Source organism: Pseudoalteromonas sp. J2K-J031 (genome assembly GCF_058197095.2).
The window spans coordinates 3,757,735-3,779,004 of record NZ_CM200279.1 but is presented as its reverse complement, the minus strand read 5'-3'; the positions used below and the strand labels follow the sequence as shown (position 1 = coordinate 3,779,004).

Sequence of the window (21,270 nt, the reverse complement as noted above, 5' to 3'; positions counted from 1 at the left end):
ATATTAACCCTAACCAATTGTTATTTAACAAAAATAAAAACTGGCACGGCATTTGTACTATCTATGGGTAATTGTATGAGTATTTAGCAACACACAGTATCAAGCAGGTGGCATCATGGATAAGAAAATTGAACGTTCAACGACACAAAAATATGTGAAAAAGTTTGCCGTAGCAGCAATTGCACTCACCGTTGCCGCCGCCGCGTATGGCTTTGTGAATAACGATAATTCAGGCCGTAGCCAAAATATTGCCTTAAGCAGTTTAACCATTAGCACCGTTAAGCAAGGCGCCTTTAAAGACGCACTGAGTTTGCGCGGCCAAGTGGTACCAAAAACCAGTATTTACCTCGACAGCATTGCGGGTGGCCAAGTAGAAGAACGCTTGGTTGAGCAAGGCGAATACGTAGAAAAAGGCCAAGCCTTAGTGCGTTTAAGTAATACTGCATTGCAATTAGATGTGATGAGCCGCGAAGCACAAGTGACTGAGCAACTTAACTTTTTACGCAATACGCAAATGAATATGGAAACCAACCGTTTAAATTTGCGCCGTGATTTACTGGAAATTGACCTACAAATTAGCCATTTATCACGCAAATTAAAACAAACTGAGCCTTTGGTCAGCAAAGGGGTGGTGGCGCAAGATACCCTCGATGCCATAAAACAAGATTTAAGCTATTACCAAGCCCGTAAAGAGCTGACGCTTGAGCGGCAAAAACAAGAAAATTCGATTCGTGAAGTGCAAGTGGCGCAGCTTGCCGACAGCGCCAAAATGCTAGAAAAAAACCTGCAATTTGCCCGTGATAACCTCGATAACTTATTGGTTAAAGCGCCTGTGGCGGGCTATTTAAGTGAGCTGGATGTCGAAATTGGCGAATCAAAAAACCGTGGTGCGCGCTTGGGGCAAATTGATATTCCGAATGAATACAAACTGGTGGTGCGTTTAGATGAATTTTACCTCAACCAAGTGCAACGCGACATGGCTGTAATGGTGGAACTTGAAGGCAGCATTGTTGAGGCTAAAGTGAGCAAAATTGATAGCCGTGTACAGCAGTCGCAATTTCAGATAGAGGTTGATTTACCGACCAATACAAAAGGCGTAAAACGCGGGCAAAGCATTGATGTTGAATTGATGTTAGGTGATAACAAAAACAACGCCTTACTGCTTAGCCGCGGTGCTTTCTTTACCAACTCTGGCGGTAACTGGGTATATGTGCTGGAGCAAGGCAGCGATAAAGCGGTACGCCGTGATATTCGCTTGGGCAAAAAGAATCAAGATTATTTTGAAGTATTAGCAGGATTACAAGTGGGCGATAAAGTGGTCACCTCAAGCTACAGCAACTTTGATAAAGCTGATCAACTCAAGATTAATTAAGTGAATATGCAGTACTAAATAAAAGTTAAATCAAGAATAAAATCAAGAATTAAGCCAAGCATTAAACAGAATTTAAAACAGAATTAAGGAAGACTAACCATGATTAAGCTCACTAACCTAAGCCGTGTATTTCGTACTCAAGATATTGAAACAACTGCACTGAATAATATTAATTTAACCGTTAACCAAGGTGAGTTTCTCGCCATTATGGGCCCCTCAGGCTGTGGTAAATCTACGCTCTTATCTATTTTAGGCATGCTCGATTCACCTTCAGCGGGTAGTTTTGAGTTTGCGGGCACCGACATTGCTGGTTTCAACGAAAAACAACTGGCTGAACTACGTAAAGCCTCGATTGGTTTTGTTTTTCAAAGCTTTAACTTAATTGATGAACTGACTGTTTATCAAAATGTTGAGCTGCCACTGCAATATCAAAAAATTTCAAAAAGTGAGCGTAAACAACGTGTGGAAGCGATTTTAAAGCGTGTGGGTATCGACCACCGTGCCGAGCATTTACCCCAGCAGCTTTCAGGCGGTCAGCAACAGCGGGTTGCGGTGGCTCGTGCCTTAGTGATCAACCCTAAATTAATTTTAGCCGATGAGCCAACCGGTAATTTAGATTCAAAAAATGGTGATGAAGTGATGGCGATGCTGCGCGAACTGAACCGCGAAGGCACTACGGTTATTATGGTCACGCACTCAGAAAAAGAAGGCGCCTATGCCGACCGTTTAGTGCGCTTATTAGATGGCCAAGTAATGGTAGATAAAGCCAATACGCAACAAGACCAACAGTTCAACACTCAGGCTGAGGTGGCTTAACATGATCGCTAATTATTTAATTACCGCACTGCGGGCATTTAAGCAGCAAAAACAACACTTTTTACTCAATGTAATGGGTTTAAGCGTAGGGTTGGCGGCGGCCATTTTAGTGGCGATGTTTACGGTATATGAAATGTCATATGACCAACAACAACCTAACGCCGAGCGGGTGTATCGGGTGTATCAAGACTTTCCAACGTTAGGTATGGGCGCGCCTATTGCGAGCGCCACTGCGTTGGCGACAATGGCCGATATCGCTGCCATTGAAGATCAGTTTCATTTAGAAATGCTGCCGCCAGGTGCAGAATATAAAATCAATGGCGTGGGCTATAAACTCGAAGGCGTGATGGGAGCCAGCGCCAATTTAACCGACTTTATGCAGTTGGATGTGCTAGCAGGTGATCTTGCTAGGGTACTGACTCAACCGAATACGATGGCCCTTAGCCAACGTACTGCGCAATGGCTGTTTGGCAATAAAAATGCCTTGGGTGAAACATTATTGCAAGGCGACACCCGTTGGACGGTCGCTGCGGTATTTGCTGATTTACCCGAAAACACCCATTTCGCTTTTAATGCGTTAGTGAAGGAGTCTACTCGTAACAAAGCGTATCAAAACAATTCAGGTTATGTGTACCTCCGTTTAGCACCGCAAAGCGATGTTGTGGGCATTACCGAAGCATTAAATTCCCGCTATGGCAACTTGGTGTACCCCGATGCGCCGAATATGGTGTCCATTTCTTTACAGGCGCTGACGGATATTCATTTAACCAGCGATTCGCAATACGAATTAAAAACTAACGGCTCGCAAAGTACGGTACAAATTTGTATCGGATTAAGCCTGTTGCTGGTGGTGTTGGCGAGTTTTAACTTTATTAATATGAGTATTGCGCAAGCGGCAAAACGGGCTAAAGAAGTGGGGGTGCGTAAAGCGTTAGGGGCGAGCCGAAGCCAAATCATTAGCCAATTTTTAATAGAATCAGTCCTCATTACTGCGTTGGCCGCATTGATTGCCTGTATGTTGGTTGAGCTATGTTTACCGCAGTTTAATCAACTTGTTGACCGCAATTTGGCCTTGGATTATGTATCGCCCTTTATGGTGGCGGTGACCGGGATTGCGCTAGCTGTTGGCGTGTTGGCGGGTGCTTACCCAGCATTATTTATTTCAGCCTTTAGTGCCAAACGGGTACTTAGTGGTGACCTACAGCGTGGCCGCAGTGCAATTGTCGTGCGCAAAAGCTTGTTGGTGCTGCAATCGGCGCTATCGGTTTCGTTGATCATTGGCGCTTTGTTGCTACAACAACAGTTACAGTTCTTACAACACTTACCTGTGGGCTACAGCAAAGAGGCGAAGTTACAAGTATCGGACCTGGATGCAGGTGATGTGTTTTACAAGCAAAATAATGCGCTATTACAACGGGTAGCCGCCATTACGGGGGTGAAACAAGTGGGCATTATTGATATTTCACTCACAGACACGTTTAATTCCTCTATGCAAGTCAGCGCGGATAATGGTCAGTTTCAAGATCAGGTTTTACCTTTTATTGGCGTCGGGATGGATGCGGTAAGCCGCACCGGTTTAACCTTAATTGCAGGGCGTGATTTTAGCCAACAAACCGCCGCCGATTGGTATGCCGTTGATAGCAATAACCAGGCAACCGCCTCGGTATTGTTAACCGAATCGTTAGTTAAACAAGCGGGTTATAGCAGCCCAGAGCAAGCACTAGGTAAAGTGTGGACAGCCTCTGATGGCCGCAATCCATTTCAATTAAAAATAGTGGGCGTGGTAAAAGATGTAAAAGTAGGCTCGATGCGCCAAGCACAACCGTCAACGCTGTTTATTTGTGGTTATACCTCAAGTTGGACAGGCCGCCTGTTGATTGATATTGATATGGCGCAATTCGCCAATGTGAAAAACCAACTTACGCAAGTACTTGGCGACATGCTGGATATTTACGACCCTAAAATTGAATTCGTGGCACAAAACTACCAAGCGATTTACCAAAGTGATGCCCGCACCGCGCAACTAGTCAGTATTTTCTCTGGTTTAGCTGTGTTTTTAGCCTGCGTTGGCACTTTTGGTTTAGCGTCTTTCTCTACTCTTCGTCGCCAAAAAGAAGTGGGTATTCGCAAAGTGCTGGGCGCATCACGTTTTAGCATAGTTAACCTGCTCGCCAAAGAGTTCTTGTTGTTGGTCGCTGTGAGTATCGCGATTGCTTACCCGTTAACGTATTGGCTGGTGGGCGATTGGCTTGCGAACTTTAACGACCGTATTGAGCAAGCTTTTTGGGTGTATGCCTTAGCTGCTGTTGCCGTTGCCGTCATCACATGGCTGACCGTCGCAAGCCTTGCACTCAAAGCCGCCAGTACTCGCCCGTCTTTAATTTTGCGATATGAATAAAGCCTAAAATACAGTGTCGGCATCAATGCCGACCTGCTATTGAAGCTGCGCGTTTTTTAGTTGCCGTAGGTTGGGCTTTAGCTCAACAGCGATGACAAACGAACGTATTATTTTTGCATATTGCAGTCGAATTAGTCGTTGAACTTATCGCTGTGAACGACGACCTACAACTTAAAAAGTGCTAGTCCGACAACATTAAATATCTCTTATTTTTACCGCTGGGTTACCCGCAAAAACGGTATTCGCTGCAATATTTTTGGTTACCACTGAACCCGCACCTACCACAGCGTTATCGCCAATCGACACGCCTGCAAGCATAATTACTCCAGCCCCAATCCATACGTTATTGCCTATAGTTATTGGCGCTGCAAAGTTACCTTTTTCTAACCGCTCTGCTGGATTTATTGCATGAGAGACTGCTAACAGTTGAACGTTTGGGCCAATTAAACAATCTGCGCCAATGGTGATAGCGGCGTCATTAGTTGGTGCATCTAAAATGGTGCAGTTGATATTAATGAAGGTACGATCACCAATGCTGATGTGGCTGCCGTAATCACAATGAAATTGCGGCTCGATCATCACATGTTCGCCGCAATGGGCAAAAAGCGTTTTAATACGTTTTAAATTACCTTTACTCGGGCTTTTGGCAAAGGTACGGCACACTTCGTGGCTGTGTTTGCGGGTTGCAATAAGCTCAGGGGTGAGGCTATTAAATGGAATGAAAATCGACATACTTTTAATTCAATAAGCGGGTGATACGCGGATGATAAAGCAAAAAATTAGAGTCACCAATATTGCGTTATTTAACCTCAGTGTTAGATAAGTGATTTTTGATCCAATATTGAAGTTATTTAGATTTGCAATCGTGGCAAAACGGGTCACTGATAATGTTAGTGCTCGATAGGCTCTTGCACGAGTTCAAGCGTCATTGCTGCATCGGGGGCAAGCAACGATAAATAGCGCTCGTTATTAAATTTAATAAATATTTTTTGCCATTCTTGTTTCGAAAATGAACCGATCACCATCGATACCTTACCGATAATGGTTTTATCATTGATGGTGATTTTGACCTGATCACCAATAGATCCCATGTTGCCAGGCTTATTTTTGATTAAAAAAGAGAACTCATTCACGTCTGATTTTTTTAATAAATACCCTATTGGTTGATTGGCTTTTGTAATGTGATTAGCGTTTTTAGCATGAAAAAAATAGCCAGTATCGGGTGCGTTAAAGTTAAGATTCGCGCTATTTGCTTGCCCATATTGCACCTCAAGGGCTAACAAAGGTTGGTTTTTTTGCGCTTTTTCACCCGTAGCTAATAACTGCTTTGTGATCTTAACTGGCTGCGACATAACTAACGTATGGTAGTTGTCGGGGGATATTTTAATTTGATTGTTCTGCTTTGATATATAAGTACTAATGCTTAAAAATATTAAGGTAAACAGCAAAATAGCAGGCACAGCAAATAATACTCTTCTCACTTTAATCATTTGCGCGGTGGTTTGCTCTATGGCATTAGGAGAGTATTGTGAGTTGTGTGCTGATCGTTGAGGCATATTGGTAGCTGTCATAATATAAACCTTCCTGTTTATTTAGCGCCTAATCAACCTGTGTTACAGGTCAAAATTGCTGTTGTTGAGTGATCAGTAAAAAAAGGCGCCATCTAAAAAAGATAAATGTGCGCCAAACTTAGGGAAACCTATTTAGAGTCAGTAATCATGAAAAAACCGCCTTGCACCGTATTTTAAGTGCCGAACAGCCCTCAGAGGTTGTTTTTATTATCTTTTTCACTCAAAACTTTCACTTTACGTTTGTAAGCTTTAAACGTTATCTTAAATTAACCGATAATTGAATTTGAACAATAATCGCTATGTGATTTGTGTGTAATTAAAGCGTAACCTTTATATTTTTCATTGACTTAGTGTTTGTTGGGTTGGGTAGGATGTTGTTAGTAAAACAAGGGTAGTTGGGTTACTATCAGAGGCTGTTTAAAGTTTATTAATAATAATAAAAAAGGGTAGTCAGTGATTCAAATTGGTCGCTATCAATTAGATGTAGAAGAGATGGTGCTCAGTTGCGATAACCAGCGTGTAGTCCTTGAGCCTAAAGTGTGTGAAGTACTGGCCTATTTTTGCCAGCACCATAATCGTTATATCTCAATGGCAGAGTTGCACGAAAATATTTGGCAAGGCCGTTGCGTGTCTGATGCAGCGGTGCGCCGCATCATCAGTAAAATTCGCATCTTGATGAATGATGATCACAAAAATCCCACTTATATCCAATCACTGCCCAAGCGTGGCTATAAACTTATTTGCGCTGTTGAGCATAACGTTGAGGCTATTTCGCAATCTTCAGTTGAGCCACCCTTTCCAGAAACTTCAGGCGCAGTTGCCTTAAATGCAATCGAATCCACTGAACACCTCAACTCAAAACAAGATCACGAAACAATAAAAGACCCTCAGATAGATCAGAGCGAGCCCGCGACGGTAAAGCCTAGTAGGCTTAAGTTTGTTCTTTTAGCGTTATTTCTATTATGCATAGCTATTATAGGGTACTGGGTTAAACCTTGGTTTTCCCCGCCCACGATTCAAACCCACGTTGTGAATACGTTACCCGGCGATAAAATAGCGGTGACTCAATCAGCCGATGGCAGCTATCTGGCATTTTCAGGCCAAGTGCAAAATGAAGCCGGCTTTCAAATATTTGTAAAACATCAATCGGATTTTGATTTTAGGCCAATCACTCAACAAGCTCACTTACCAGGGGCGCTCGCTTTTTCGGCAGACAATCAGTATTTGTATTTCTCAGACTCGACTCAAAATAACTCCTCTCTTAATCGTATAAATATTAAAAGTGGAAATAGTTCTGTTGAGGTAATTGCAGATAACTATGCTGTTATTTCTGATGTGTTTACTGCGCGAGTATCTAATAACATTTTTTTTGCAGGGAAAAAGACTGCTGAGCAACCATTTTTGATTTATGAATATGATATTAAGAATAAAGAAATAAAAACGATTACAGCATCTTCACAGTCTGAAAGCCTTGATATAAAAGGCGATGTCTCATTTGATGGAATAAAGCTAGCTGTCTTGAGAACAAACTTACTTAGCCATAACGATGAGATTCGAGTTATTGATTTGAAAACTCAAGAGGTCTTAATTAGAAGGCCTCAGGAAGCTGGAGTATATGATATTACTTGGCTAAATAATGATACTTTATTAATTCTAGAGCGGAATAAACTTGTACAAGTTAACTTGGCAACTGGGTATGAATCAGTGCAATTAGCTGAAAATGTTGAGCTAGGTAATTTAGATTCGATTTATGGGCAAGTACTAGCTGTTAGTTTGGGTATGCAAAAGCAATTATTTGTAGAAAAAAAATTACCATTTAAAGATTTTACTACTAGACGAATTTTACAAAAAGATATTTACCAAATGAGTTATTTTGGCGATAAAACTTTAGCTTTACTCAAAAGTGATGGAATTACTCAACTGGGTTTTTTGAATTTAGACATTGAAGGTTTTGAGTCGATTATTGCAACAGAGTACGACCTTTCTGTAATTGAAGCTGATCCTAAGTCGGGTAAAATTTTAGTTAAAATTAATCGTCGCTTTGCTTTGTTGGATCCTAATCAAATAAATCTTGAATTTATTACATCAGGCGATGATTTTATTGGAGATGCTTCTTTTACTGAGGATGGTGGGAATATTTTGTTTACCACTAAAAATTATGATCGCTGGGGGGCGTATACCTACGATATTCAAAATAAGAGTGTCGAACTACTTATTAATGACGCTCGATATATTCGTCCATTTGGCGATGACTATATTATTGGTGATGCGAATGGAAAGTTGTTTTTTTATAACTCATTAGATAAAAAAATGCTTTCGTTAAATTATTCATTATCAAAGGAGCTTAATACGCAGTGGGCAGTAAAAAATAATTATATTTACTGGAGCTCACATGATTTGGTCAATACTACTTTTTATCAATTAAATATTGATGATCGCAATAATCCCTCCATTGAAACTCATCAGTTTATTTATAACGAAGTGAAACCCGAATTTTCTATAGATGCAAGCAACACTTATTTCCTAATGCCACAAACTAAGAATGTTACTTCTGAGGTTGTAAAGCTAGTTATAGAATAGAGCTCTTTTTATTTTATGTATCAGGGTAAAATAACCGATAAGTTTGATGTTAGTTACGCATTAGTTATTGTTTAAAGCTTTGTTTAGCAATAGATTTGAGTCTGAACTGATTTTTTAAATAACAACTTAAAAGAAGGTTAATAAATATGCTACATCAACTTGTAATTACATTACTTCTTCCACTGCTTTCAGCAACAAGCACGTTAACTGGCGAGCCTGTAGTTGTGAAAGACCCACAACCTCAAGATCTTTGTTACATAATGCCAGCTCGTTGCGACAAGCGCATTACATCTAACGATTAATCGTTTCAAAATCGGCTGCGTAGTAATACGCGGCCTTGCTAAAAGCGCTGTTATTTAATTCGTGGTACGCAATGTATTGCTGATTACAGTGACTTTAACTAAAACGACTATACGATTTTTGACTTACTGATAATCACAATGCCTTTTAGCTTTTTGTAAATGCCCATAGCAATTAGCACGCATAAAAGGAATGTAACCTATTGAGTATGTGGTACTTAAAATCAAAAAGTAGTCATTATATACATCCATCCTACACAGATGTTTCAAATATAAAGCGCATTTTTTTGCGCTTTTTTTGATCTCTTCCTTGCCAAATTTATAGTTTCATTTAAACTCGCCTAACTTTCGAAACGAAACTTAATGTTTCACTTAGTGCTCTACTTGATGTGATAAGTGTGTTTTCACCGCGTTGGCGGTATTTTTTATGATGAAATAAATTAATGACTAAACGAAATACGCAGCAGCGCCGCCATACAATTTTAGGGCGAGTCAATCAGTACGGTGAAGTGAGTGTTGATGAGTTAGCAATTGAATTTGAAACGTCCGAAGTGACGATCCGAAAGGATTTAACCGCACTTGAAAAAAGTGGCCTGCTATTGCGCCGTTATGGTGGTGCGATGGCGTTACCACAAGAAATCGTTGCAAAAAGCAACGATAAACGCGATTCCCTTCGCAAAATGGCAATTGCTAAAGCCGCAGCGGCACTGATTAAAGACCATAACCGCATTATTATTGATAGTGGCCGTACAACCGCAGCCCTTATTCCAGAGCTGGCAAACAAGCGTGGTTTAGTGGTCATGACCAATGCAATTAACGTTGCTAACCGTTTGTTATCACTTGAAAACGAGCCAACATTATTGATGACCGGTGGCACGTGGGATCCGCATTCAGAATCCTTTCAAGGGCAAGTCGCAGAGAATGTATTGCGTTCTTATGATTTCGATCAGCTCTTTATTGGTGCCGATGGCATTGATGTTGAAAGAGGCACTACAACCTTTAACGAATTAATTGGTTTAAGCCAAGTGATGGCACAAGCAGCACGAGAAGTAATTGTACTGGTCGAGTCAGATAAAATTGGCCGTAAAATTCCAAATTTAGAATTGCCGTGGGCCGAAGTGACCACCCTTATTACCGATAGCCATTTAGCCTCAGAGATGCGCATAGCCATTAGTGGCTGTGGGGTGCAATTAATTTGCGCAGAAGTAACCGAATAATCACAAACTGATGAACCTCAGTTTAAATTGATTTTTAACCGAATTGTTTTTAGTAAATGCAGCCGACAACACTGCGGCTAAAAACAAAACACATACCGTGCAGGAGAACAAACTATGTGTGGAATCGTTGGAGCCGTTGCAGAACGTCCAGTAAATAAAATTTTAGTTGAAGGCTTAAAACGCCTTGAATACCGAGGATACGACTCAGCCGGTGTTGCGTTATGCAACGCAGGTGAACTCAATAGCGTAAAAGCGGTGGGTAAAGTAGTCAATCTTGAGCACGCTTTAGCAGCCTCAGGTGTTAAAGGAACAACTGGCATTGCACATACACGCTGGGCAACTCATGGTGGTGTAACAGAAGCGAACGCTCACCCTCATCTATCGCATAACCAGTTAGCACTCGTGCACAACGGTATTATTGAAAATCATGAAAAGTTACGCACTCAATTAAAAGCGGCTGGCTATGAGTTTTTATCGGATACCGATACCGAAGTGATGGTGCACACTATTCATCAATTGCGCCAAAGCACAGATTCGCTTTTAGCCGCGGTGCAAAAAGCAGTTAAATTATTCGAAGGTGCGTACGGTACGGTTATTTTTGATAAAAGTAACGAAAACGAAATTATCGTTGCGCGTTCAGGTAGCCCGCTGGTGATTGGTTTAGGTTTAGGCGAAAACTTTATTGCATCTGATCAACTGGCTTTATTGGCCGTCACACGTTCATTTATCTTCTTAGAAGAAGGTGATGTTGCCCGTATTACCCGTGAAACAGTCGAAATTTTTGATGCAAACGGTAATGCTGTTGAGCGCGCCGTACATGAATCAAGTATCACTCAAGATAACTCAGGCAAAGGCGACTACCGCCATTACATGCTCAAAGAAATTTACGAGCAACCTGTTGCAGTGCGCAATACTCTTGAAGGCCGTTTAACTGATACTGGCGTAGCACTTGATGCATTTGGTTCGTTTTCTGATGGCTCAAATAATCAAAAAAATGCCAACGATATTTTTAAAGATGTAAAACACGTGCAAATTATTGCCTGTGGTACGTCATACCACTCAGGTATGGTGGCGCGTTACTGGTTAGAGCAATATGCCGGTGTGAGCTGTAATGTTGAAATTGCCTCTGAGTTTCGTTATCGCTCATCGTATGTACACCCAAACAGCCTATTAGTAACGATTTCACAATCGGGCGAAACAGCTGATACCTTAGCGGCGTTGCGTTTAGCTAAAGAGCAAGGCTACATGGCATCAATGACCATTTGTAATGTGGCTGGCTCGTCATTAGTGCGTGAATCTGATTTGGCCTTTATGACCAAAGCAGGTGCTGAAATTGGCGTTGCTTCAACCAAAGCCTTTACGACGCAACTTGTTGGCTTATTGATGCTAACAGCAGCAATAGCACAAGAAAAAGGGTTGGAACAAGCGCATATTGTGCAAGCAATCAAAACCTTACCAAACAAGTTAGAAGAGGCGCTTGGCCTTGCTCAATCTATCGAAGTATTAGCCGAAGAGTTTGCCGACAAACATCACGCGCTATTTTTAGGCCGTGGCTCGCAATATCCAATTGCAATGGAAGGCGCGCTTAAGCTCAAAGAAATTTCGTACATTCACGCCGAAGCCTATGCGGCAGGTGAGCTTAAACATGGCCCGTTGGCACTGATTGATGCCGACATGCCAATCATCGTGGTTGCGCCAAATAACGAGTTACTCGAAAAGCTTAAATCAAACGTTGAAGAAGTGCGCGCGCGTGGCGGCATCATTTATGTATTCGCTGATAGCGACTCTGAATTTAAATCAGATGCAACTTTGCGTGCCGTTAATGTAAACCATGTTGAAGACATCATCGCCCCAGTTGTCTATACAATCCCATTACAGTTACTTTCATACTATGTAGCGGTGATTAAAGGTACCGATGTTGACCAACCACGTAACTTAGCAAAGTCTGTAACAGTTGAGTAAATTCAATAGGTTGTGATGTTTCTGTTAATGTAAAAAAGCGCTAAATGCGCTTTTTTTGTGTCTAAAACTCTGTTAGTTTGAATGGCGTCTTATTATCTAAAGGATTAGCCATGCGCTTGGGGTCAATATTGCGGTTCTGAAGCACAAAGTGATATTTGCCAAGTACTAATTCATACGGCTTTAACGATTGCAGACGATTTATATCTTTATTTTTATTACGAAAAAGAGACAAATTTAAGGGTGTATTCAATACTAAAAAAGCAAGTTCGACAGGGAACTCTATTGATAGGAAGTGATATTAATAGGAGCTGAGAATTCACAGCTATTTAAAACTGTCTATTCTCTTTTTACCCAGAGGTTTATAAAAGGCGACGCATGAAAAAATGTCTTCTGGCCTTGTGCTTGGTAGCAATATCAATACAAGCAAAGCCTTTAAGTGTGGTCTTTGAACATAACCCACCTTTTCAGATGATCAACGACAGCGGTTTTGGCTATGGCCCTGTGTATGACTTTGCACAGGCGCTCGTTAAACAAGCGGGTCTCAGTGCGCAATTTACCCCTAAACCTTGGGCGCGCATTATCGAAAAAGATGCGCAGCAGCCTAACATCTTAATTTTATCTATTTCAAAAACACCACAGCGCAGCGCACAATTTATTTGGTTAACCTCGGTTTATACGGGGCAACAATATGTTTGGAAGCTGCGAGGTGGTATTGACCCAGAAGGCAAACCAATACAAGTGGCTATTGAACGTGATTCTCATAAAATACCGAGTATTTATGCTCATTTTCATCGCGAAAATGTTTTAGAAGCTTTAAATTCAACTCAAGCGCTAAATGCATTAATTAAAGGGCGGGTTCACAGGTTTGTCGGCACAACCTTTGCGGTATCTGGTAAGCTTGCTTCGTTAGGTTACAGTCTTAATATCTTAGAGCAACTTGCCGTATTTAATGAGGGTGAATTTGCCAGTCAAGGCCTGCATTTAGCACTAACACTGGGTACAGAACCCGAAGTTTTAAATGCCTTACAGCAAGCATTAATCCACCCTGATACGATTAAGTTGCAAACTGAATTGACTCATTCTTTTATGCAGCGCGAGCAAGCGCTACTTGATGCGCAGATGCAAAAGAAATTGGTGGATGAGCATTAATCGTTGATGACCTAAAAGCGAAACAAAAGAGGCTAAATCAGCCTGTATATACATCTTCGAACCCCGCTAAATACTACAAGTGAGATAATAGTTTTCATCTTTATATTAATCTCATGAGTTAACAAACCTCTTATTGAGCGTGATTGAAAGTTTAAGCCTCACAGTGTTTTTATTTAATAATACTAACCAAACTTACCTTAAATACGCTAAAATTAGCGGCTATTTTTCAGCAATGAGTACTTACCTTTCATGACCTCAGCCACACCGCCCAGCAACTTTACCGAACTTGGTCTTATACCTCCTTTATTAGCGCGACTGATTGAGCTGGAATACCAACAGCCAACCCCTATTCAAGCGCAGGCGATCCCAAGTGTATTGGCGGGGCGTGACTTAATTGCTGGGGCAAATACGGGCTCGGGTAAAACGGCAACATTTGCATTGCCAATGTTGCAGCAGCTTTATTTACAACAGCTGGGCAAAACATCGGTTGCGAGCAATAAAGGTAATTATGTTGCAGGGCTGATATTAGTGCCAACACGCGAACTGGCGACCCAAGTAGCCAATAGCATTAAGTCGTATGCCGCGCATTTTAATGGTGCAATTAAAACGGTGGCGGTGTTTGGTGGTGTGTCGGTTAATGCACAAATGCAAGCATTACGTGGTGGTAGCGATATTTTAGTGGCAACGCCCGGTCGATTACTCGACCTTATTGCAAGCAATGCCATTAAGCTTGATAAGGTCAGCACCTTAGTGCTTGATGAAGCAGACCGTATGTTGGGCCTTGGTTTTACCGAAGAGCTCAGCCAATTATTGGCGTTAATGCCAGCAAAAAAACAAACCTTATTGTTTTCGGCAACGTTTCCTGAACAAGTGCAAAGCTTAACGCAAACCTTGCTGACCAATCCGGTTGAAATTCAAGTGCAAAGCAGCGATGCCAGCACTGTAGTGCAGCGCGTTTTTACTGTTAACAAGGGTGCAAAAACCGAATTATTAGCGCATTTAATTAGCGAGCACAAATGGCGGCAAGCCCTCATTTTTGTAAATGCTAAAAACCATTGTGAGCACTTAGCCCAAAAACTCGAAAAACGTGGCATTAGCGCTAAGGTATTTCATGGTGATAAAGGCCAATCGGCGCGTACGCGCGTGCTTGAAGAGTTTAAAGCCGGCGAAATTGATATTTTAATTGCCACCGATATTGCTGCCCGTGGCTTGGATATTGAAAAGCTACCTGTGGTGATTAATTATAATTTACCGCGCAGCCCAGCTGATTATATGCACCGCATTGGCCGAAGCGGTCGTGCAGGTGAGGTTGGTTTGGCGTTATCACTGATTGATCAGGATGATTATCATCATTTCAGCGTTATTGAAAAGAAAAACAAAATTCGCCTTGAACGTGAGTTAGTACCTGGCTTTTTAGTAGATGAACCAAGCGCAGAAAACATGGTTGAAAAACCAATGGCCAAACCTGAAGGCACTGGTAAAAAGAAAAAAAATAAAAACAAAATAAACCCCGAAGATGATGTATGGGCAGGCTGGCGAAATAATTAATCCGCTATAGGTAAACATGAATAAAAGGAGCGATAGCTCCTTTTTTGTTATGTGATGCCTATTTTTGTAGTGCAGTATCATACCAATCGTAATAAATAACTGATCACCCTAGCTTGTTAAAACACTCGATAACTTCGTTAGATTTTTTGATTGTAGAATAACTACTTATCTAAAAAATCTGCCTTGTTCTCAAGCGTTTTTCCTACGCTATTTTTGATCACTTACTTATCGTGATTGGTATCACTTGGTCGCAAAAGTGAGAGTTTGCGCCGAAAAGTTTGTACATTGTAGTCATTGTTCGCATTAAGCAACACACTAACGGAAAACACCATGCAAAATATCAACTCTAAATGTGTTCGTGCATTATTTGCCGCTTTGGCACTTACCCAATTAACCGCGTGTTTTGGGCCAAAAGAAGCAGCCAGTAATGCCACATCATCAAGTATTACACCATCAATTAACACGTTAAGCTTTGCTACTTGGAATGTTGAGCATTTAGCTTATCCTGCTGATACGGGTTGCAAGCCACGCAGCAAAGCCGAAATAGCGGCAATGCAAGCCTATGCTGCAAGCCTTGATGCCGATATTGTTGCGTTGCAAGAAGTCGCATCAGTTAAAGCTGTTGCGCAAGTTTTCCCTGAAGACCAATGGCAAATTATTATTTCTAAGCGTGCCGACAGTGACGTGTACAGCTGCCGTGAAAATGGTAATACCTCAACGCAGCAAAAAGTAGCGTTTGCAGTTCGTAAATCAATTTCAGTCCTTAATACCCATCATTACGATGAATTGGCGCTTGGCTTAAATGGCTTACGCTATGGTTTGTCGGTGACGGTTGATACCGCCGATGGCGCAACCGAAGTGCTGAATGTGCACCTTAAAAGTGGCTGTTTTGTTGATGACTACGAAAAAAGCGATCGTAAAGCATGCCCAACGTTTGCTAAACAAGCCGTGTGGCTTGATAAGTGGTTTGAGCGCAAAGAAGCCAGCAAACAACCGTATATCGTAATGGGTGATTTTAATCATCGTTTAGCGACCGACAACAACCGTTTGATGCAAGAGTTAGCCAATAACAGCAATGGCGCAGCATCAACGCTGAAACACATTACGCAAGATGTGGTGGGTTGTCACCCGCGTTACCCAGCGCCGATCGATCACCTGTTTGCGGGTGGTTTTAGCCAAGCAATACCGACAAATGTGCAGATGCGTTATTTTGCCGATAAAAGTGAAACTGCGATGCTGAGCGATCATTGCGCGGTAACGTTTACTCTCAAAGCCGAATAAGTGGTTTTTGTCGCCGTAAACGACGACCTACAATGGGTTCTCATAAGCAAAAGGGCTTGATGGAATTTGTGCTGTAGGTCGTGATTTATCGCGACAATGTGTTTTTAAATGAGCGTTAAAATCACGCTGTTTAGTGGTTTTTGTCGCCGTAAACGACGACCTACTATGTGTTCACTTAAGCAAAAGGGCTTGATGGAACGGGTGTTGTAGGTCGTGATTTATCGCGATACGTTAGTTACTTAAGCTTATTTTCTTTTTTACAATACTTTATAGATAACTCAATATAGGCACTAAAATCTTCACCGTTGGGTAGTGGGTAGTCTGTTTCGTTATAGGGTGTTTTTATTGCCGATGTGAGTTGTAAAAAGCCGTGTTGTAAAAAGCGATAATGGTATTGCTTGGCTAAGTTTAAACCTTGTTGATAAATAACCGCAAAATCAGCATCACCTTGTGCATTTAACCAAGTGGCATAATCGAGTAGCGCTTCAGTATAAGCAAATTTGATGTGTTTAAGGTGCGATAACGCTTGTTGAAAAAGCGATTTTGCATCGGTGTTATTTTCGTTATGCAGGGCTTGTAATAACTGTTTTACGCCTTGCGTATACGGGTTGACCACCACAAGTTTACTTACTTCATCTGCATCAAGCGGGGTTAATTTGGCTTTTAAGCTCAGTATCTTTGCTATTTCGATATGTACTTTAGGTGGTAAAGTCGATAAATATCGGTTTAGCTCTGGCAGCTCTAGCGTATTGTTTGCCCATTTTACATACAGTGAAGTGACGTTTTCTAAACAAACCTGTACCAGTTTTAGATTAAATACACCTAGAGATGATAGTGAGTCTGGATATTGCAGCATAGTGTAAGACTGATTGTTGTCATAAACAGCCTCCTCGTAAGCCATGCCTTCATTGCCGTATATGGCTGCGGCAGAGTTAAAAGTAACGTTTTCAATCGGCTTGTTACTGTCGAGTGTTAACCATTGTTCAACAGGTAATATATCTTGTAGCTCGCTATAGGCGGCAGAAAAGTCGCCTAAGTAGTATTGCCATGTTAAGAGGGCAGTTTTTAGGCATCGATGTAATTCAGCATTGTTTGAAAATAAATTTATCGAGTGTTTAAGTGCGTCATGAGGTATTTGGAATATCTCAAGTCCCGACAGTAATCTATCTACGCCATCGACAAAACTCACAATATCTTGATGATTAAACGCTGGATTGAGCTTTTCTAACATAAAACAAAAGTTATTTACTTGTGTTTGGCTGAACTTAAGGGCAACCATTCGCTTTGTTAAATCATAATTACGATTTAGCTCGAGCAACGCTCTTACAAAACTAAGCTGAAAGTCAAAAATAGCCTGCAAGTATGTGAATTCTTCTGTTGGATTTATTTTATTTTTTGCAAAACGTGTCACTAATGGGTGTAGGCGAATATGCTGCTGGTTGGTTTGGATTAAAGATTTATCTTGTAACGCTTTAATGGTGAAATCTTTAATTGGGTTTTTGCCCCTAGCTTTTGCATCTTGCGCGGTGAGTTTTTTAAATGCTTCTAAATTAATACCATCGGGAAAGTACGACAACTTAATCAGCGCTTCTTTTGCTGAATCGGTTAGCTGCCGATATGAGTAATCAATGCTGTTATAAATAGAATCTCGACGGTCAATGTTGCTCTCAGTGGCGCCTATTTCATAATTCGAGTTTTGTTGTGTTAATTCAAAAAAATTTGTTTTTAAATCATCCCTTAAGGTTTCAAGTTTTTTACCTTGAATCATGGAACTGGCCACCAAGGCAATCGCCAGTGGGTTATGATCTAAATACTCTTTTAAAATATGCTCTTTTAAAAATACGCTTTCTTCAGCGGTAAATTTTCTTTTCGCTTTACTAGCAAATAACTGTAGCGCTTCATCCGCTACAAAATCACGCAACTGATAGGTTGTTTCTGACGCTATATTGAGGTTTTCTCTGCTGGTAATAAGCAAGGTAGCGAGTTGATTGATTTGTCCAATCAATGCAAGGATTTTGTTTTTTTCTGCCAGTAGCAATAAGCTTTCGGCGTTATCGATAATAATCAGGCGTTGACCTTGGCCTAATTCTGGATTTTGAGTGAGATGCCCAATCACGTCAACAGCATCGGCTAAGTCAAATGCCTCGGCAATATGGCGGTGAAACTGCTGATAACTGGTTGCATGCTCACAATCAATAAAAAAGATACCACCTGCAAACAGCTTTCGTTCGTTATATTCGTAGGCCAGTTTTTTGACTAAAGAGGTTTTCCCCAAACCACCTGTACCCAAAATGGTTAAGTGTTCATGATGTAACTGGGCTTGAAATAATCTTCGGCTAACTTCCTCAAGGTCTTGTTTGCGGCCAATGAACTTGGCTATTTCATCTTTGGATAATTCTGCAGGCAGTTTGTTGGTTGCTGACAGCCACTGACCGTTAAGTGATTTAAGTGTGTCGCCCAAAATAAATTGGCTGGGATTCCATAACAAGCCATGTTGTTCAAATTGTGAAAACGACTGCTTTTTAAACAGCTGAAACCACAAGTTGTTGAGGTTTTTTACTGCTAACAGTTCAGGAATAAAAATGATAGGCAGTATGATATCACTTAAAGCTACGCGTGAAGGGAGTTGATCACAAATAACGATAATGCCATGAAGTGCATCGAGTGCGAGGTTGTTTTCTAACTCGTTTAGCGTGATGCGCTCACTACCACAGTGGTCGTTTTCAATAATGAGTTTGTCATTTTTAAACTGGCACGCCAACACCAGGTAGTTCACGTCACTTAAGGATTGTAAGTTTGCCAATGAAAGTGCAAAGCTTGAAATATCATAAGGCGGCTTATTTTTAAGTGCTTTTTCAACTGCGGTAAAATCACCTAACGTTTCGCCAAAGGGTTTAGCACTTAAATAGGCTATTTGCTGTTGGTTTGGTTGGTTTACTATTTTAGCTGGCGGTTGAGATATGGGGGTATTTTCAAGCTGAGGTATGGCGGCTTTTAACGATGAGATTTCATTGATGGTATCGACTAAAGGCTGGCCAAAATCAGAAAACGTCAGAATTTTTATGTTTGGTATGTCTTTAAGTTTCAGTTTAATTAGCGGTTCTTCTTTTTGATGCACTAGCGCAAAATGCGCCGGAGTATTACCAGCAAAGAGCTCAAACTGTTTGCTTAATTCAGCCAGTAACTCAGCATCCTTTAGGCTACAACCAATAAACAATAGACTTTGTGTTGCTAGAACAGATTTAAGAACATCCATTGCAGCTTTGTATTTTTCTTCGACATAAAAATGCTTATAACTATCAAAGGTTAGGATCAGTTCCTCAGGTGTATCAATATGACCGTGTAGGTGCCAAATCATTTTTGATTCAGTTGTTGAGCGAAATGTGTTTAGTGTTGCATCTGAAGAGTTTGTAATGATTTTGGTATTTGAAGCCCCTGAGGTATGTTTTAGCAAGTTGTCATAATTCAAAGTGATAAACCGATTGCTGAGTTGCCACAACGCTTTTGGTAGCTCAAAGCTGCTTGAGTCACACTTGATTAGGTCTGGATTAAATTGTGATTCAAGGAATAGATACCAACGATTTCCTATGAGATGCTTTTTTGCTTCTTGAGCAGCTTCTAAAAGCATGCCAGCGTCAATTGCTTGGTTTACGAGTTCGGCATCTTCAGTATTTAATAGCATTGCCGCGTTCTGTAGTAATTTTACCCAGCTCGGGAAAACGCTGTTGCCATTGTTATCTTTAATCGACATCGATACCCCAGCGCCAACTAAAGGGATCAGTTTGCCAGTTGTTATGGCTGTTTTAAGAGAAGTGTTAGATGCGATTGACGACATGATGTATTTCCAAACATATTGATTTGTTTGAATATATCACTGTTAGTATTACTTTTGAACATAATGCATTGTCTATAAGCATTTTGTGGTTTTCGTCGCCGTAAACGACGACCTACCATGCGTTTACGGCGATAAAATGGCTTGATGGAACGGGTGTTGTAGGTCGTGTTTTATCGCGACAATTTGCTTTTAACGCCGTTCGTTTGAGTATTTAATCTGCTAGCCTTTTTTGGCATGCTGTTGCACAAAGGTTTCAATTTGCTGATTTAGCCATGTTGGGGCGTCGGCCATAATAAAGTGCTTGGACTCTCGGGCAAAAGCAAAGCTGTGATATTGCGCAGGAGCGTTGGCTAATTGGCTTTTATAGCTCGCTTCTACTTGCTCAGGTGTTGAATAAGGTGCGCCATTTTGCAGTGCGCCCAAGGTTAAAACTGGCACACGCATTGTTGCAAGTGCGGGTCGCAAATCAGCTTGCATTAGCTCACCCATCACACGGCCGCTGGTCATGCCATCGGCGCGGCGCATGTCATTGGCAATGCGTTGTTGCCACTGTGGCTCACTGGCCATGCCTTTTGCCATTTCCACTGGGTCAAAATTGCGTGGCGATGCTGCTTTTTGCCCGTCGCCATTGGCTGGTATGTGCTCTGCAAATAAAGCACCTAGCGCCGGTAGGCCATCGACATTAATTGCTCCACCGATTAAATCGGGCGCAAAAACAGCTAAATTTAGCGCAAGATACCCTCCTAACGAATGGCCAATAATAATTGGTTTATCTAACTTTTGCGCATCAATATAGTTGATGATGGCTTGCTGTTGTTTAGCTAAGTAACCCTCGCCCCAACTTTGGGCTGGCAGCGCTTTTACCCCGCCAAAACCAGCCAGTGTTAATACGTGCAGTTGATAATCGCCCTTGAGTGCGTCAACAGTGTGTTGCCATACCTCACCGGTTGACGTGAGTCCGGGTATCAAAATAAGTGCAGGACCTTGGCCAAATACTTCAACGTTAAAACAAGCACATTGTGTTGTTGCTTGAGCTGATAATTCGCTGCTTGTTTGTTGTGGCAAATGGGTGTTTGCCCATGCTGGCAGTGTAAAAGCGGCGCTTGTGATACTGATGGCAAAAAGTGCGGTTTTAATTGAAGATGTTAAATGATTCATAATAAGTGCTCCGAAATAATTAAAGGGTTTTGAAACGGTATGCCGCCATATTAGTTACAAAAAAACGCGCGCACAGGTCACAGA

The 21,270-nt window shown here is 41.4% G+C and carries 14 protein-coding genes; 10 read left to right on the top strand and 4 right to left on the bottom strand.

The annotated features are described in order from the left end of the window. Positions 1–115 precede the first annotated feature (115 nt). From AC3KZC_RS17145 to AC3KZC_RS17135, 3 genes are all read left to right on the top strand, one after another. Complete coding sequence (locus AC3KZC_RS17145; protein WP_490578652.1) at positions 116–1,372, top strand: efflux RND transporter periplasmic adaptor subunit; 1,257 nt, start codon at positions 116–118, stop codon at positions 1,370–1,372. Between the two features lie 99 nt (positions 1,373–1,471). Continuing rightward, a complete protein-coding gene (locus AC3KZC_RS17140) occupies positions 1,472–2,188 on the top strand; it encodes an ABC transporter ATP-binding protein (RefSeq protein WP_490578651.1) in 717 nt (238 codons plus the stop codon). Position 2,189: 1 nt separating this feature from the next. Next, a complete protein-coding gene (locus AC3KZC_RS17135; RefSeq protein ID WP_490578650.1) occupies positions 2,190–4,586 on the top strand; it encodes an FtsX-like permease family protein in 2,397 nt (798 codons plus the stop codon). A gap of 195 nt (positions 4,587–4,781) precedes the next feature. Here the strand turns inward: AC3KZC_RS17135 and AC3KZC_RS17130 are convergent, their stop codons facing one another. Both AC3KZC_RS17130 and AC3KZC_RS17125 read right to left on the bottom strand, forming a co-directional pair. Beyond that, positions 4,782–5,318 carry a sugar O-acetyltransferase gene (locus AC3KZC_RS17130; RefSeq protein WP_490578649.1) on the bottom strand — a complete coding sequence of 179 codons (537 nt, stop codon included), beginning with the start codon at positions 5,316–5,318 and terminating at the stop codon, positions 4,782–4,784. Positions 5,319–5,476: 158 nt separating this feature from the next. Further along, positions 5,477–6,157 carry a hypothetical protein gene (locus AC3KZC_RS17125; RefSeq protein ID WP_490578648.1) on the bottom strand — a complete coding sequence of 227 codons (681 nt, stop codon included), beginning with the start codon at positions 6,155–6,157 and terminating at the stop codon, positions 5,477–5,479. A 492-nt stretch (positions 6,158–6,649) separates the two neighbouring features. Here AC3KZC_RS17125 and AC3KZC_RS17120 point away from each other — a divergent pair, with 492 nt between their 5' ends. The 7 genes from AC3KZC_RS17120 to AC3KZC_RS17090 all read left to right on the top strand — a co-directional run bounded on the left by AC3KZC_RS17120 (position 6,650) and on the right by AC3KZC_RS17090 (position 16,193). Then, positions 6,650–8,737: a winged helix-turn-helix domain-containing protein gene (locus AC3KZC_RS17120; protein WP_490578658.1), complete on the top strand. Its 2,088-nt coding sequence runs from the start codon at positions 6,650–6,652 to the stop codon at positions 8,735–8,737. 146 nt (positions 8,738–8,883) lie between these two features. Then, positions 8,884–9,039: a hypothetical protein gene (locus AC3KZC_RS17115; RefSeq protein ID WP_490578647.1), complete on the top strand. Its 156-nt coding sequence runs from the start codon at positions 8,884–8,886 to the stop codon at positions 9,037–9,039. Between the two features lie 440 nt (positions 9,040–9,479). Further along, positions 9,480–10,253, top strand: a complete 774-nt coding sequence (locus tag AC3KZC_RS17110) for a DeoR/GlpR family DNA-binding transcription regulator (RefSeq protein ID WP_490578646.1) — start codon at positions 9,480–9,482, stop codon at positions 10,251–10,253. 114 nt (positions 10,254–10,367) lie between these two features. Next, entirely contained in the window at positions 10,368–12,215 is a 1,848-nt protein-coding gene (glmS, locus tag AC3KZC_RS17105; protein ID WP_490578645.1) for a glutamine--fructose-6-phosphate transaminase (isomerizing), read from the top strand. A gap of 375 nt (positions 12,216–12,590) precedes the next feature. Next, positions 12,591–13,364 (top strand): substrate-binding periplasmic protein, encoded by a 774-nt coding sequence (locus AC3KZC_RS17100; RefSeq protein WP_490578644.1) that lies wholly within the window; start codon positions 12,591–12,593, stop codon positions 13,362–13,364. A 249-nt stretch (positions 13,365–13,613) separates the two neighbouring features. Continuing rightward, the gene (locus AC3KZC_RS17095) at positions 13,614–14,912 is read left to right on the top strand and encodes a DEAD/DEAH box helicase (protein WP_490578643.1); all 1,299 of its coding nucleotides are present in this window, start codon (positions 13,614–13,616) and stop codon (positions 14,910–14,912) included. Between the two features lie 330 nt (positions 14,913–15,242). Next, positions 15,243–16,193: an endonuclease/exonuclease/phosphatase family protein gene (locus AC3KZC_RS17090; RefSeq protein ID WP_490578642.1), complete on the top strand. Its 951-nt coding sequence runs from the start codon at positions 15,243–15,245 to the stop codon at positions 16,191–16,193. Positions 16,194–16,428: 235 nt separating this feature from the next. On the opposite strand, the gene AC3KZC_RS17085 is transcribed toward AC3KZC_RS17090, so the two are convergent. Both AC3KZC_RS17085 and AC3KZC_RS17080 read right to left on the bottom strand, forming a co-directional pair. Then, positions 16,429–20,028, bottom strand: a complete 3,600-nt coding sequence (locus tag AC3KZC_RS17085; RefSeq protein ID WP_490578641.1) for an SIR2 family protein — start codon at positions 20,026–20,028, stop codon at positions 16,429–16,431. 219 nt (positions 20,029–20,247) lie between these two features. Beyond that, entirely contained in the window at positions 20,248–21,186 is a 939-nt protein-coding gene (locus AC3KZC_RS17080) for an alpha/beta fold hydrolase (protein ID WP_490578640.1), read from the bottom strand. Between the last annotated feature and the right edge of the window lie 84 nt (positions 21,187–21,270).